The sequence below is a fragment of the Rathayibacter sp. Leaf185 genome (genome assembly GCF_001423885.1).
Classification (GTDB): domain Bacteria; phylum Actinomycetota; class Actinomycetes; order Actinomycetales; family Microbacteriaceae; genus Rathayibacter.
The window spans coordinates 72,863-87,220 of sequence record NZ_LMPP01000004.1; the positions used below are offsets into that span (position 1 = coordinate 72,863).

Sequence of the window (14,358 nt, forward strand, 5' to 3'; positions counted from 1 at the left end):
TGGTCGTCAGACGTCGATGCGGTCCCGGGACAGGGTCTCGGAACCGCGGACGATGAACTCCTTGCGGGGAGCGACGTCGTTGCCCATCAGCAGCTCGAAGACTCGGCCGGCGTTCTCGGCGTCGGCCACCCGCACGCGCCGGAGGGTGCGGCGCGAGCGGTCCATCGTCGTCGTCGCGAGCTGATCCGCGTCCATCTCGCCCAGGCCCTTGTAGCGCTGGATCGGGTCCTGGTACCGGCGTCCCGCCTTGGCCAGTGCCGCGAGCACGCTCTGCAGCTCCTTCTCGGAGTAGGTGTAGATGGTCTCGTTCGGCTTCTTGCCCGCGTTCATCACGACGACGCGGTGCAGCGGCGGCACCGCGGCGAAGACCCGCCCGGCCTCGACCAGCGGCCGCATGTAGCGGAAGAACAGCGTCAGCAGGAGCGTGCGGATGTGCGCGCCGTCGACGTCGGCGTCGCTCATCAGGATGATCTTGCCGTAGCGCGCCGCGCTCAGATCGAACGAGCGGCCCGACCCCGCTCCGATGACCTGGATCATCGACGCGCACTCGACGTTCGAGAGCATGTCGGCGATGCTCGCCTTCTGCACGTTGAGGATCTTGCCGCGGATGGGCAGCAGCGCCTGGTACTCGCTGTTGCGGGCACTCTTCGCGGTGCCGAGCGCGGAGTCGCCCTCGACGATGAAGAGCTCGCTGTTCTCGACGTCGCTGCTGCGGCAGTCCACGAGCTTGGCCGGGAGCGAGGAGGACTCGAGTGCGTTCTTGCGGCGCTGGGTCTCCTTGTGGGCACGGGCCGAGATCCGCGACTTCATCTCCGCCACGAGCTTCTCGAGCAGCTGCGACATCTGAGCCTTGTCCTCGCGCTTGGTCGAGGAGAAGATCGCGCCGAGCGTCGACGTGATGGTCTGCGCGACGATCGCGCGCACGGCCGGCGTGCCCAGCACCTCCTTCGTCTGGCCCTCGAACTGCGGCTCGGGGAGGCGCACCGTCAGCACCGCGGTCAGACCGGCGAGGACGTCGTCCTTCTCGAGCTTGTCGGAGCCGACCTTGAGGCGCCGGGCGTTGGCCTCGACCTGCGAGCGGAGGAGCTTCAGCAGCCCCTGCTCGAACCCGGTCTGGTGCGTGCCGCCCTTGGGCGTCGAGATGATGTTGACGAAGCTGCGCACCACCGTCTCGTAGCCGGTGCCCCAGCGCAGGGCGATGTCGACCTCGCACGACCTCTCGACCTCGGTCGGCACCATCGCGCCACCCGGAGTGAGGACGGGTACGGTCTCGGTGAAGGTACCGGTGCCGGTGAGCCGGAGGACGTCGGTCACTGCGGCATCCGGAGCGAGGAACTCGACGAACTCCGAGATCCCGCCGTCGTAGCGGAACATCTCGGCCCGCCGCTCGGCCTCGCGGTCATCGACGATGTCGATCGTCAGGCCGGGCACGAGGAAGGCGGTCTGCCGGGCGCGAGTGACGAGGTCGTCGGTCTGGAACGCCGCGCCCTTCGTGAAGATCTGGCGATCGGCCCAGTAGCGCACGCGCGTGCCGGTGATGCCCCGCTTCACCTTGCCGACGACGTCCAGCTCGGAGCCGTTCTCGAACGGGGTGAACGGCGCGTCGGGCGTCGGCTCCCCCGCGTCCGCGAAGCGGCCGGGCTCCCCTCGGTGGAACGACATCCGGTAGGTGCGGCCGTCACGGTCGACCTCGACGTCGAGGCGTTCCGAGAGGGCGTTGACCACCGAGGCACCGACTCCGTGCAGCCCGCCCGAGGCGGCGTACGATCCGGAGCCGAACTTGCCTCCCGCGTGCAGCTTCGTGAAGACGACCTCGACGCCCGTCAGCCCGGTCTTGGGCTCGATGTCGACCGGGATGCCGCGCGCGCTGTCGCGGACCTCGACGCTGTCGTCGGCGTGCAGCACGACGCTGATCTCCGAGCCGTGACCGGCCAGTGCCTCGTCGACGGAGTTGTCGATGACCTCCCACAGGCAGTGCATCAGTCCGCGCGAGTCGGTCGAGCCGATGTACATGCCCGGGCGCTTCCGGACCGCCTCGAGGCCCTCGAGAACGGAGAGGTGCCGAGCGGAGTAATCGGAGGAGGCCATTCCGCCAGTTTACTTTCGGGCGGCCACTCCCCCGCCGCGACGCGGCACCAGGTCCAGTACCGCGGAGCACCTACGCGCACAGCGAAATGCCGCGGGATCGTCTCTGTGCGGAAACAATCGCGTGCTTTGATGGTTCCACTAAGCAGAAGAAGTCGAAGAACGAGTGCAGGAGGCCAAGTCATGTCGACCACAGCAACCCAGAACGGCGTGGACGAACTCGCTGGCGCCCACCAGCTCTCCGCCGCCGACCGCTGCGACAGCTGCGGCGCGCAGGCGTACATCCGCGTCGTGGTGAACAGCGGAGAGCTCCTCTTCTGCTCGCACCACGGCAAGAAGTACCAGGAGAAGCTCTCGAGCATCGCTCAGAGCTGGCACGACGAGTCCGCGCGGCTCTTCGAGGAGCAGCGTCCCTGAGCCACCACTGCCGATAGCCGTCGGGCGCTCCAGCGTCCTACCGGCCGACACCGAGCCGCTTCGCGATCACATCGCGGGCGGCTCGTGCCGTTTCATCGGTGGCATGGAGTCGAGCATCGGTCGTCGTGTAGGTCAGCGAGCGTCGCTCGGCGACGCGGGTGAGGATCGCATCGGCGAGCGCGGGATTCTTCGCCAGCACCGGGCCGTGCAGATGCGTGCCGAGCAGCACTCCCTCGCGGTAGCCCTCGACCCCTCCGCCGTCCCCGACCCCGTGGAGCACCGAGCCGAGCACGTGCGCCGGATCGATGCCCTCGACGCGCCGGACATGGTTCTCGAACCCGACGAGGGTGAGCGGTCCGCACGAGACGACGAGGTCGTCCGTCACCCGCTCGCCCGCGACCGCGCGTCCGGGGAACACGCCCGCGCCGGTGACGATTCCCGTCGGCGTGGCGAACGACTCCGTCAGAAGCTGCCAGCCGGCGCCGACCGCCACGACCTCGGTCCCGTCCGCCGTCCAGCCCCGCAGAGCGGCGCCCGTCTCGCGCAGGAGGTCGAGCACGCCCGGGAGGTCCTGATCGGCTCCCGTCCCCGCGACGACGACATCGGGCCGGACAGCGAAGTCCTGGGCCGCGCGGAGCGGCACCAGCTCGGCGTCGAGCCCGGCCCAGCGGGCGCGAGCCACCAGGACGCGCGCGTTCGCGGCGTCGCCGTTGCTGTCGAGCACCTCCGGCGCCAGAACGCCGATGCGGAGAGTGGTCACGAGTCCTCCTCGCGGTTGGAGGCGAGCTGCAGGTGCGCCCGCGTGCGGCGCATCGAATCAGCCGAGAAGACGATGGTCTTGCGACCGGAGGCGGGTGTCGGCAGGGCGAGGAACGCGTCGAGAGCACGGCCGAGGTCCTCGTCGACGGCGTCGATCTCGACTCCGTCGTAGCGCAGCTGCAGCGCCGCCTCGTGGGCCTTCGAGCCGGACACGACCCTGACGCGACCGAGCCGCGCCGTGTCGACGGGCCAGAAGTAGGACGGATCGCGCACGTCGGAACCGATCGCGAGCATCACCTGCTCGGTCCCCTCCGGGATTTCAGCGAGATTCAGGCGGTAGCTCGCCGGGTTCTGCACCAGTACGAACTCCACCTCCTGGCCGCGCACCGTGACGACCTCACCGCGTCCGAAGACCGGGTCGATCGACGAGAGGGCGGCGGAGGCGGTCCCCGCGTCGAAGCGCTCGCCGAGCACGGCGCGCGCGGCCGAGACCGCCGCGGCGGCGTCGACGGCGTAGTGGACGCCGCGGGCGGGAAGGCGCACCTCGAGCGGAGTGCCGTCACTGACGATCCTGGCGGCCGCGCCCGATGTCGTCTCAACGACGGTCGTGGCGCGATCCTCGCCGGAGTCCGCGTCGGCCGCGTACCCGAGGCCCCCCGTCGCGGCGCTCCGCACAGCGGAGGAGACCCCGTACCAGCGGACGGCGTCGGTGGGCAGAGCGGTCGCGATCTCGGCCACGTGCCGGTCGTCGGCGTTGAGGACCACAGGACCGGTCGCCCGCTCGGCGATCTCGGCCAGCATGCGCGCGACCATCGCCGGGTCGAAGAAGCGGTCGATCTGATCGACGACGACGTTCGTCAAGAGGACGACCCGCGGGCTCATGCGCGGCGCGAGTCGCGCACCATGGCCTTCGTCCATCTCGAGGACGGCGATGTCCGCGTCGATGCGACCTCGGAGATCCGCTCGTTCGAGCAGCGCCGAGGTGAGACCCTGCGCGATGTTCGCGGTCGACGGATTCGTGAACACGGCCAGTCCGTGCGCACGGAGGACGGCCACCAGCATCTTGGTGGTCGTCGACTTGCCGGCCGAACCGGTGACGACGACGAGGCCCTCCGGGAAGCCGTCGAGGACGGCCGGGAGGAACCCGGGAGCGACTCGATTGACGATGAGCCCCGGCACGGCGGACCCGCCGCCAGGCTTGCGGACGCGCGCCGCGAAGCGGGCGGCCCTCCCGAGGAGGACCGCCGGCGCGTAGCGGATCACCGGCCTACTCGAGGTAGTCGCGGAGCGACTGCGAGCGCGACGGATGACGGAGCTTCGCCATCGTCTTCGACTCGATCTGACGGATCCGCTCGCGCGTGACGCCGAACGTGTCGCCGATCTGGTCGAGCGTCTTGGGCATGCCGTCGCCCAGGCCGAAGCGCATGCGGATCACGCCCGCCTCGCGCTCGGACAGGGAGTCGAGCAGAGACTCGAGCTGCTTCTGCAGCATCGTGAAGCCCACCGCGTCGGCGGGGACGACGGCCTCGGTGTCCTCGATGAGGTCGCCGAACTCGCTGTCGCCGTCCTCACCCAGGGGCGTGTGCAGCGAGATCGGCTCGCGGCCGTACTTCTGCACCTCGATGACCTTCTCGGGGGTCATGTCGAGTTCGCGCGAGAGCTCCTCGGGCGTGGGCTCGCGGCCCAGGTCCTGGAGCATCTGGCGCTGCACGCGCGCGAGCTTGTTGATGACCTCGACCATGTGCACGGGGATGCGGATGGTGCGCGCCTGGTCGGCCATCGCGCGGGTGATCGCCTGACGGATCCACCACGTCGCGTAGGTCGAGAACTTGAAGCCCTTGGTGTAGTCGAACTTCTCGACCGCGCGGATGAGACCGAGGTTGCCCTCCTGGATGAGATCCAGGAACTGCATTCCGCGACCGGTGTAGCGCTTCGCGAGGCTGACCACGAGTCGGAGGTTCGCGCCGAGCAGGTGGCTCTTCGCGCGCTGCCCGTCCTTCGCGACCCAGCGCAGCTCGCGGACGAGCTCCGGGCTGAGGTCGCTCGAGTTGGCGAGCTTGTCCTCGGCGAACAGGCCGGCCTCGATGCGCATTGCGAGCTCGACCTCCTCGGCCGCGTTCAGGAGCGCGACCTTGCCGATCTGCTTGAGGTAGTCCTTGACCGGGTCGGCGGTCGCTCCGGTGATCGCGGTCGAGTAGACCGGGACCTCGTCGTCGTCCCCGCCGAACGACAGCACCAGGGCGCCGCTCGGGAGCGGCTCCGCGGCGGCGGCTACGGCGACCACGGGGGCATCCGGGGTCTCGGAGTCGTCCTTGACCTCGGTCTCGGTCTCGTCGACGACCGTCTCGGTCTCGTCGTCGTCCGGCGTGTCGGCCTCGTCGGGCTCGGGAGCGTCGGCGGTCTCCTCCTCGGCGGCGGGTGCGGCCGTCTTGGCGGAGGCGCGGGCGCGCGGGGTCTTCGCGGCGGCCGGCTTGCGCGCTGCCGGCTTCTTGGCGGTCGTCGTCGTCGCGTCGTCGTCGACGGCGTCGAGCGTGGCTGTCTTGGTAGTCCTGGTGGCCATAGCGGCACCTCTCCATCCGTTGCGTCCCGGTAGCGGACGGCGCCGGGAGAGCGTCGTCCGTCGGTGGGCATTACGAGGACCCATGTCAAGTCGGGGACGTCGCACGCCGGATGCCGACGTGGTGCTCCTCGACCCGAACGGGTCCTATTGACAATTATTGCACGCCTGGGTAGTGCGATCGTGCCGACGAGCCCTTCGGCGTGCACGGATCCGCTCACCGGGAGGTCGATCTCGATCGGGACATCCTGTCGGGGAGCGAGCCGATGCGGCGGTCAGCGCCCCGAGCGACCACGACGGAGCCGGTCACTCAGTGCAACCCACAGAGGGGCGACCATTATTCCCTCGTCCTCGGCGAGGCGACGGCGGGTCCTCCTCCTCGCGCTGACGAGTCCGACGACGCCGGCGCCGACGACGACGTACTGGACGCACCAGGCGATCCGGAAGTGCTCCATCGAGTAGAGCTGAGCGGAGTCGGCGCCCGGGCCGGCGAGTCCGTCGAGGACGAGGCCCATCGCGAACATCATCGTGAAGCTCGCGAGGAACCCGCCGACGTTCACGACACCGTTGGCCGCACCCAGACTCCGCGTCGGATTGAAGGTGCGGGCGAAGTCGAAGCCGATCATCGAGCCGGGCCCGCCCACACCGATGACGATCAGCAGCAGGACGACCAGCCAGTACGGAGGGACCCCGGGCCAGAGCAGGACGACCGTCCACGCGACGGCCATCGTCGAGACGATTCCGAGGACGAGGTTGCTCCGGCGCATCGGGTGCCGCGCCGTCAGCACACCGAGGATCGGGCCGACCACGATCCCGGCCACGACGACGATCGTCAGGGTGGGCGCGGCCGCACTCGGCGGGAGCCCGATGGCGTAGACGAGGAACGGGTAGCCCCAGAGCAGCGTGAAGACGGTACCCGAGGACTGCGTCACGAAGTGGGACCAGAAGCCGAGCTGCGTACCCGGGCGCCGGAGGCTCACGGCGAGCTGCGCGACGGTGGCCCGGAGCGTCGGCGGCACCAGGACGATCGGCTCCGTGCGCGGCGGCACGTCGCTGACGAACAGGATCACTCCGAGGATCGCCGCAGCGCCGAGACCCGCGGCCGAGAGGAACGCGGGTGTCCAGCCGGCAGTGTGCAGGAGGGCCGCGAACGGCAGCGCAGACAGGATCTGCCCGACCTGGCCGATGTTGCCGATCCACTGCGAGAGCTGCGGGACGAGCGGACCGCTGAACCAGGTGACGGTGAGCCGGATGACGGAGGTGAAGATCGCCGCGTCCCCCGCACCGACGAGGATGCGGCCGCCGATCGCGACGCCGATAGTGGGGGCGAGCGCCAGCACGATCTGGCCGGCCATCATGAGGGCGGTGCCGCTCACGATCAGCGTCTTCGGCCCGAACCGGTCGATCAGGATCCCGACGGGGATCTGCATCGCTGCATAGACGATCAGCTGGACGACGGCGAGCGACGAGAGGACGGCCGCCGCCACCCCGAACCGATCGGCCGCGTCGACGCCGGCGACCCCCAGCGTGGTGCGGTTGAGGACCGCGACGAGGTAGGCGAACGCACCAGCACCGAAGACGAACCAGGCTCGAGAAGATCGCACTCGTCCGAGCCTAGCGCCGGCTCAGGAGGCGGCCGGCTCGTCTCCGGGGCGGCGGATGGCGAGGAACTTCTCGAGCTCGGCCGCGAGGGCGTCAGCGCTCGGAACGAACCCGTCCTCGTCGGTGAGCGGCGAGCGCAGGCTCGTCCCCTCCATGTACGTGTCGTGCCGCGACTCGAGAGCGGCGACCAGCTTCTGCAGCTCCTCATTGCCCGCGACCTGCTCATCGACCTTCGCGAGGAACTCGCGATTGCTCTCGCGGAGACGATCGGTCGGGAAGATCAGGCCGGTCGAGGCCGAGATGCTCTCGAGCGCCGCGACGGCCGCCTGCGGATACTCGGTGTCCGAGAGGTAGTGCGGGATGAGCAGGGCGAAGCCGACGGCCTGCAGCCCGCGCTCGTAGAGCCGGTACTCGAGCAGGTGCAGCACGTTGGAGGGGACCTGCGTGTGCGGCTTCCAGACCGACATCGCGTCGATCAGGTCCTCGCGGTTGCCGCTGACCGTGACCCCGACCGGCCGCGTGTGCGGGACGGGCATCGGGATCGCGTGCACCCAGGTGGTGCTCGCGACCTCGAGCCGGTCGATCAGCGCGATGACGGCCCGGGTGAAGCGCTCCCACTGGAAATCGGGCTCGAAGCCCGTCAGCAGCAGGAACGGCTGGTGCAGCTCGTCGTGCGCGAGCGAGAGACGGAGGGTGGCCGGCCGGTAGTCGGTCAGGTGGTCCTGGTCGAAGGTGATGATCGGGCGCCGGGCACGGTAGTCGAGCAGCTGATCCTGGTCGAACTCGGCCACGACCCGGTGCTGCAGGGTGTCGAGGAGGTACTCCCCCAGCTGCCCCACGGCGCCTCCGGCGTCGGCGAAACCGGTGAGTCCGGCGACGAGGTGCAGACCGCGCGGAACCTCCGACAGGTCGCCCTCGATCACGAACAGCTCTTCCGGATCCAGCATGGGATCAACTGTAGACGGCGGTGCGCGGGGGCCCGGGCGACGGCGCTGAGCCCTCAGCGAACAGCGCTTAGCATTGCGCGCATGCCCCTCTCCTCTCTCGAGTTCTCGACCGTTCCCGTCTCCGACATCGACTCCGACGCCCTCGTCATCGGGGTCGCACCGGGCCCTGACGGTCCGCGACTCGTCGGAGTCGAGGGACTCGACGAGCTGACGGGCGCCCTTCCGGCCCTCGGTGTGACGGGCGCCGTGGAGACGCTGCTCCGCGTCCCCTCGACGCTGCGTGCGGGAGTCCTCGTCCTGGTCGGCCTCGGGTCCGCCGAGCCGTCGACCCCGGTGCTCCGCGCCGCCGCCGGGCAGGCCGTGCGCTCGCTCGCGGGCACCGGCTCCGTCGCCCTCGCGCTGCCCGTCACGGCCGACGGCGCTCTCGCTGCCGTCGCTGAGGGGGCCGCACTGGGCGCCTACGCCTTCTCGGCCTTCCGCGGCAGCACGGCGGAGTCGGTGAAGCAGCCGGTCGAGAAGGCCGTCGTGCTCGCCCCGGCGGGCTCCGACACGGCGATCCTCGAGCGGGCCGTCGCCATCGGCCGAGCCGTCGCCGAGGTCAAGGACCTCGTGAACACCCCTCCGTCGCACCTGTATCCGCAGTCGCTCGCCGAGGCCGTGCAGAGCGGGGTCGAGGGACTCCCGCTCGAGGTCACCGTCTGGGACGAGAAGGCGCTCGAGGAGGAGGGCTTCGGCGGGATCCTGGGCGTGGGTGCCGGGTCATCGCGCCCGCCCCGCCTCGTGAAGGTCGCCTACTCCCCCGATGGAGCGGCCCAGCACCTCGCGCTGGTCGGCAAGGGCATCACCTTCGACAGCGGCGGACTCTCGCTCAAGCCGCCGACCTCGATGATCGGCATGAAGTACGACATGACCGGCGCCGCGACCGTCTACGCGGTCGTCCGCGCGATCGCCGAGCTGCGCCTGCCGGTGCGGGTGACCGCCTGGCTCTGCATCGCAGAGAACCTGCCGTCGGGCACCGCGATCCGGCCGAACGACGTCCTGACGATCCGCGGAGGCACCACCGTCGAGGTCCTGAACACCGACGCTGAGGGCCGCCTCGTCCTCGCCGACGGACTCGTCGCGGCGAGCGAGGAGCAGCCCGACGCGATCATCGACGTCGCGACCCTCACCGGCGCTGCCTCCGTCGCGCTCGGCAACCGGTACACCGGAGTCATGGGCGACGACGAGCTGGTCCGCACGGTGCTGAGCGCGGCTGCTCGCGAGGGCGAGCCGTTCTGGCACATGCCGCTGCCCGCCGAGCTGCGCCCCCTGCTCAACTCGGACGTCGCCGACATCGCCAACGTGAAGCCGGGCAACACCGCGGGTGGCATGCTCATCGCCGGACACTTCCTCCGCGAGTTCGTCGGCACGCGCGGCGACGGCGACGACGTCACCACCATCCCCTGGGCGCACCTCGACATCGCCGGACCGGCGAACAACGCCGGCGGGGCGTACGGCTTCACCGCCGCGGGCCCCACGGGTGTCTCGGTGAGGGCGCTCCTCGCCCTGGCCGAGCACTTCGCGAGCGCGTAGTAGGGTCGACGGGGCGGGACAACCCGCCTCGTCCCCCTCCCACGGCCTCGTGCGCACTGCGCCGGAACGGCCCGGGAGCGAGGGGAACCGCACGTCGCAAGGGAGTCACTGGGTGTCGGAAGAGCGCTACGACCTCGTCGTGCTCGGTGGTGGCAGCGGCGGGTACGCAGCGGCCCTCCGCGCGACCCAGCTCGGGATGAGCGTCGCGATCGTCGAGCGCGACAAGCTCGGCGGCACCTGCCTGCACCGCGGCTGCGTGCCGACGAAAGCCCTCCTGCACGCCGCAGAGCTGGCCGACGGTGCGAAGGACGCGCAGAAGTACGGAGTCCTGGCCTCGTTCCAGGGAATCGACATCGCCGGAGTCACCCGGTACCGCGAGGGTGTCGTCGCAGGCAAGTACAAGGGACTGCAGAGCCTCGTCTCGTCCCGCGGCATCACGGTCGTGAACGGGGAGGGCCGCCTGACCGGGCCCTCGACCGTCGCAGTCGGCGAGCACGTGCTGCACGGCACCACCGTCGTACTCGCCACCGGCTCCTCGTCGCGCACGCTGCCCGGCATCGAGATCGGCGGCCGCGTGATCACCAGCGATCAGGCCCTCGAGCTCGATCACGTCCCCGAGCGTGTCGTCGTTCTCGGCGGAGGCGTCATCGGAGTCGAGTTCGCGAGCGTCTGGCGCTCGTTCGGCGCCGAGGTGACGATCGTCGAGGCACTCCCCCACCTCGTGCCGAACGAGGACGAGAGCGTGAGCAAGCAGCTCGAGCGGGCGTTCCGCAAGCGCGGGATCGCCTTCACTCTCGGCTCCCGGGTCTCCTCCGTCTCGCAGAACGACTCGGGCGTCACCGTCTCGCTCGAGTCCGGTGCCTCGATCGAGGGCGACCTCCTGCTCGTCGCGGTCGGCCGTGGTCCCGTGACGGCCGGACTCGGCTTCGAGGACGTCGGTGTGACCCTCGACCGTGGCTACGTCGTCACCGACGAGCGCCTGCAGACCACGGTGCCCGGCGTCTACGCGGTCGGCGACATCGTCCCCGGCCTCCAGCTCGCGCACCGCAGCTTCCAGCAGGGGATCTTCGTGGCGGAGGAGATCGCCGGGCTCGGACCGCAGATCGTCGCCGACGTCAACGTGCCCAAGGTGACGTACAGCGATCCCGAGGTCGCCTCGGTCGGACTCACCGAGGCCCGCGCCGTGGCCGAGTACGGTGCCGACCGCGTGGCGAGCTACGACTACGGCCTCGGCGGCAATGCGAAGAGCACCATCATCGGCACCACCGGCTCCGTGAAGGTCGTCCGGCTCGTCGACGGGCCGGTCGTGGGCGTGCACATGGTGGGCGCCCGCGTGGGCGAGCTGATCGGGGAAGCCCAGCTGATCGTCAACTGGGAGGCCCACCCGGAGGACGTCGCCCCCCTCGTGCACGCGCACCCCACCCAGAACGAGGCGCTCGGCGAGGCGCACCTCGCCCTGGCGGGGAAGCCGCTGCACGCCCTCTAGAACCACCGGGAGCGGCGACCCGCTGCTCCCGTTTCAATACACTGAAGATCGAACAACGCGTCTTAAGGAGACAGGCTCATGAGCGAATCCGTCAGCCTCCCGGCACTCGGAGAGAGTGTCACGGAAGGAACGGTCACCCGCTGGCTGAAGAACGTCGGGGACCGCGTCGAGGTCGACGAGCCCCTGCTCGAGGTCTCGACCGACAAGGTCGACACCGAGATCCCGTCGCCCGTGGCCGGTGTCATCGAGGAGATCCTCGTCCAGGAGGACGAGACCGTCGAGGTCGGTGCGGAGCTCGTGCGCATCGGCGACGGTTCGGGAGCCGCTGCCGCGGCCGAGCCCGAGGCTCCCGCGGAGGAGGCCCCCGAGGTCGCCGCCGCCGAGACCGAGCCCACCGAGGTCGAGACCCCCTCGGTCGACTCCGACAGCGAGGAGGAGGCCCCCGCGCCCGCCGAGCCCGAGCCTGCTCCCGCCGCGGAGAAGCCCGCGCCCGAGGTCTCCGCTCCTGCGCCGTCCACCCCGGCTCCGGCCGCGGCCGCACCGGCGCCCGCCGCTTCGGCTGCGCCGGCACCCGCGACGACTCCCGAGCCGACCGACTCGAACCCCGGCTACGTCACGCCGCTCGTCCGCAAGCTCGCGAGCGAGCACGGCATCGATCTGACGACCCTCACCGGCACCGGAGTCGGCGGTCGCATCCGCAAGCAGGACGTGCTCGACGCCGTCGAGGCCGCGAAGTCGGCCCCTGCTCCCGTCTCGGCTCCGGCCGCCGCGGCGGCGAAGGCCGCGCGCACGCCGCTCGAGACCTCGCCCCTGCGCGGAACCACGCAGCCGATGTCGCGTCTGCGCAAGGTGCTCGCCCAGCGCGCCGTCGAGTCGATGCAGTCGACTGCTCAGCTCACCTCGGTGGTCGAGGTCGACGTCACCGCCGTGGCCCGCTTCCGCGACTCGGTCAAGAAGAGCTTCCAGGAGAAGACCGGCGCCAAGCTGTCCTTCCTCCCGTTCTTCGCGCTCGCTGCCGCCGAGGCGCTGAAGGCCTACCCGGTCATCAACTCCACGCTCGACGGCGACTCGATCGTCTACCCCGACCACGAGAACATCAGCATCGCGGTCGACACCGAGCGCGGACTCCTGACGCCCGTCCTGAAGAACGCCGCGGACCTCTCGCTCGCGCAGATCGCCTCCACCATCGGCGACCTCGCGGAGCGCACCCGCAACAACAAGCTGAAGCCCGACGAGCTCGCCGGCGGCACCTTCACGCTGACCAACACCGGCTCGCGCGGCGCGCTGTTCGACACCCCCGTCGTCTTCCTGCCGCAGACCGCCATCCTCGGGACCGGCATCGTCTCGAAGAAGCCGGCCGTCGTGCAGGTCGACGGCCAGGACGCCATCGCGATCCGCTCCACCGTCTATCTCGCGCTGTCGTACGACCACCGCACGGTCGACGGTGCCGACGCCGCCCGCTTCCTGGTGGCCATCAAGGAGCGCCTCGAGGAGGGCTCGTTCGAGAACGACCTCGGCATCTGACGCCGCCTCCGCCAGTGACTCCCTCTAGGGAGGATCACGGGCGAAGACGTCGCGGATGAGCCAGCCGGCCTCCGTCCTGATGATCAGGACGGAGGCCGCTGTCGTTCCCGCCTCCGACTCGAGGGAGACGAGCGCCGAGCCGCCGTTCTCGTCGGCGACGACCGTCCGGACCGCCGGCCGGTCGGGGAGGAGGGCATCGAAGCGCTCGACCCCGCCCGAGCGGAGCGGCGAGTCGCCCGTCGTCAGTGCGGTCAGGCACTTCGGGCTGGAGGCCGCGCACGCGGCAGCTGTCGACACCAGCTCCGCTGCTGCCGACTCGGGCGACGCTTCGGCGTCGGGGGTCGTCGGCTCCGGAGCGGGGAGAGCCGTCGACGCGGTCACCCGTGGAGCGGACGACGGGTCGGGCGCGGGACCGGCGCTCACGGCGGACGCCACGACTGCTCCGGTGATGATCACCGCCGCGGCGGCGAGCGGTCCGCGTCGTGACCTCGCTGCGCCGAGGAGCCGCGCCTGCCAGCCGTCCAGCGGATGCGCGCGGCGGTGACGCCCCGGCGACTCCGGTGCGGGCTCCTCGTGCTCTGCTCGCCGACGACGTGCGGCGGTCGGAAGTCTCCCCCGTCGCAGCGGTGAGAGCCGTCGTGCCCATGGTCCGGCGGGCCCGGGCCCCGTTCCCGGAGTCTCCGCCGCCAACGGCTCCGCGAACAGCAGGTCCCCTACCGGCAGCGGGGACGCCGCGCGATACAGGAACGCCTCGAGCGCCCCCAGATCGGCACCCTCCGCCGGCGGACCGAGCCGATCGCTGCACCGTTCGGCACACCGCGCGATGAGCGATCGGAGTGCCTCTGCAGGGCTCTCGTCCGACTCCGTGAGGTCGGCGATGAGCACGACGGGCGATCCGTCGCGCGTCAGGCCGACTCCACCGGCTCCGACCACGAGATCGACGCCGGTCACGGCCGCCTCGCGGACCGCCTCGACGACCGGGCCGAGGACCGTGACGACGACTCCGGCCGAGAGGGGCTCGTGCGAGGCGAGGATCGTCTCGAGTGTGGTGACCACGGGCGGCGTCGTCACCAGGACGAGACCGTCGCGCACCACTGCGGCGTCGACGAGCGACTCGCGGTGCGCGTGAGGCGCGAGCCGCGCGAGGGGGCCGCGCAGCACCTCCGTCGCCCGCTCCCTCGGCACCAGCAGCGCAGACAGCTCCGCACCCTCGCTCCCGACGACCAGCGCACCCCGCGGAGTCGTGCCGACGACCTCGAAGCCGCCGAGCTGCGCTGTCCCGCGCTCCTGCGTCGCTCCGCTCGATCCCATGCATCGAGACTGGACGAGCGGGGCACCCCGCGGGGGCAGCGAATCCCGCGTCTGTGGACGGATCGGCGGAGACGGAGCCTGAGGAGGACGTCCGATCC

The 14,358-nt window shown here is 70.7% G+C and carries 11 protein-coding genes; 4 read left to right on the forward strand and 7 right to left on the reverse strand.

Translation table 11 applies throughout. From position 1 onward, the window contains the following. Positions 1 to 6: 6 nt before the first annotated feature. Positions 7 to 2,088, reverse strand: coding sequence for a DNA gyrase/topoisomerase IV subunit B (locus ASG06_RS14565; protein WP_056043751.1), 2,082 nt, complete (start codon positions 2,086 to 2,088; stop codon positions 7 to 9). 180 nt (positions 2,089 to 2,268) lie between these two features. Between ASG06_RS14565 and ASG06_RS14570 the strand changes: the two genes are divergently transcribed. Further along, entirely contained in the window at positions 2,269 to 2,502 is a 234-nt protein-coding gene (locus tag ASG06_RS14570) for a DUF7455 domain-containing protein (protein WP_056043754.1), read from the forward strand. A 37-nt stretch (positions 2,503 to 2,539) separates the two neighbouring features. Here the strand turns inward: ASG06_RS14570 and ASG06_RS14575 are convergent, their stop codons facing one another. The 5 genes from ASG06_RS14575 to ASG06_RS14595 all read right to left on the reverse strand — a co-directional run bounded on the left by ASG06_RS14575 (position 2,540) and on the right by ASG06_RS14595 (position 8,367). Beyond that, positions 2,540 to 3,262 (reverse strand): type 1 glutamine amidotransferase, encoded by a 723-nt coding sequence (locus ASG06_RS14575; protein ID WP_056043757.1) that lies wholly within the window; start codon positions 3,260 to 3,262, stop codon positions 2,540 to 2,542. Next, positions 3,259 to 4,524 (reverse strand): Mur ligase family protein, encoded by a 1,266-nt coding sequence (locus ASG06_RS14580; protein WP_056043761.1) that lies wholly within the window; start codon positions 4,522 to 4,524, stop codon positions 3,259 to 3,261. Before ASG06_RS14580 ends, ASG06_RS14575 begins: the two co-directional genes overlap by 4 nt. A gap of 4 nt (positions 4,525 to 4,528) precedes the next feature. Beyond that, entirely contained in the window at positions 4,529 to 5,821 is a 1,293-nt protein-coding gene (locus ASG06_RS14585) for an RNA polymerase sigma factor (RefSeq protein ID WP_056043765.1), read from the reverse strand. Between the two features lie 272 nt (positions 5,822 to 6,093). After that, on the reverse strand, positions 6,094 to 7,422 hold the full coding sequence (locus ASG06_RS14590) for an MFS transporter (protein WP_056043768.1): 1,329 nt from the start codon (positions 7,420 to 7,422) through the stop codon (positions 6,094 to 6,096). Positions 7,423 to 7,443: 21 nt separating this feature from the next. Then, complete coding sequence (locus ASG06_RS14595) at positions 7,444 to 8,367, reverse strand: proteasome assembly chaperone family protein (RefSeq protein WP_056043771.1); 924 nt, start codon at positions 8,365 to 8,367, stop codon at positions 7,444 to 7,446. 81 nt (positions 8,368 to 8,448) lie between these two features. Between ASG06_RS14595 and ASG06_RS14600 the strand changes: the two genes are divergently transcribed. The 3 genes from ASG06_RS14600 to sucB all read left to right on the forward strand — a co-directional run bounded on the left by ASG06_RS14600 (position 8,449) and on the right by sucB (position 12,949). Beyond that, on the forward strand, positions 8,449 to 9,939 hold the full coding sequence (locus ASG06_RS14600) for a leucyl aminopeptidase (RefSeq protein ID WP_056043773.1): 1,491 nt from the start codon (positions 8,449 to 8,451) through the stop codon (positions 9,937 to 9,939). A 112-nt stretch (positions 9,940 to 10,051) separates the two neighbouring features. Next, positions 10,052 to 11,425, forward strand: coding sequence for a dihydrolipoyl dehydrogenase (gene lpdA, locus ASG06_RS14605; protein WP_056043775.1), 1,374 nt, complete (start codon positions 10,052 to 10,054; stop codon positions 11,423 to 11,425). 78 nt (positions 11,426 to 11,503) lie between these two features. Next, entirely contained in the window at positions 11,504 to 12,949 is a 1,446-nt protein-coding gene (gene sucB, locus ASG06_RS14610; protein WP_056043778.1) for a 2-oxoglutarate dehydrogenase, E2 component, dihydrolipoamide succinyltransferase, read from the forward strand. A 24-nt stretch (positions 12,950 to 12,973) separates the two neighbouring features. On the opposite strand, the gene ASG06_RS14615 is transcribed toward sucB, so the two are convergent. After that, the gene (locus ASG06_RS14615) at positions 12,974 to 14,260 is read right to left on the reverse strand and encodes a hypothetical protein (protein WP_056043781.1); all 1,287 of its coding nucleotides are present in this window, start codon (positions 14,258 to 14,260) and stop codon (positions 12,974 to 12,976) included. Positions 14,261 to 14,358: the final 98 nt, after the last annotated feature.

Coding starts and splice junctions, on each gene's coding strand:
- ASG06_RS14570 (WP_056043754.1), top strand. CDS start 2,269: ATGTCGACCACAGCAACCCAGAACGGCGTGGACGAACTCGCTGGCGCC.
- ASG06_RS14615 (WP_056043781.1), bottom strand. CDS start 14,260: ATGGGATCGAGCGGAGCGACGCAGGAGCGCGGGACAGCGCAGCTCGGC.
- ASG06_RS14600 (WP_056043773.1), top strand. CDS start 8,449: ATGCCCCTCTCCTCTCTCGAGTTCTCGACCGTTCCCGTCTCCGACATC.
- sucB (WP_056043778.1), top strand. CDS start 11,504: ATGAGCGAATCCGTCAGCCTCCCGGCACTCGGAGAGAGTGTCACGGAA.
- ASG06_RS14595 (WP_056043771.1), bottom strand. CDS start 8,367: ATGCTGGATCCGGAAGAGCTGTTCGTGATCGAGGGCGACCTGTCGGAG.
- ASG06_RS14585 (WP_056043765.1), bottom strand. CDS start 5,821: ATGGCCACCAGGACTACCAAGACAGCCACGCTCGACGCCGTCGACGAC.
- ASG06_RS14565 (WP_056043751.1), bottom strand. CDS start 2,088: ATGGCCTCCTCCGATTACTCCGCTCGGCACCTCTCCGTTCTCGAGGGC.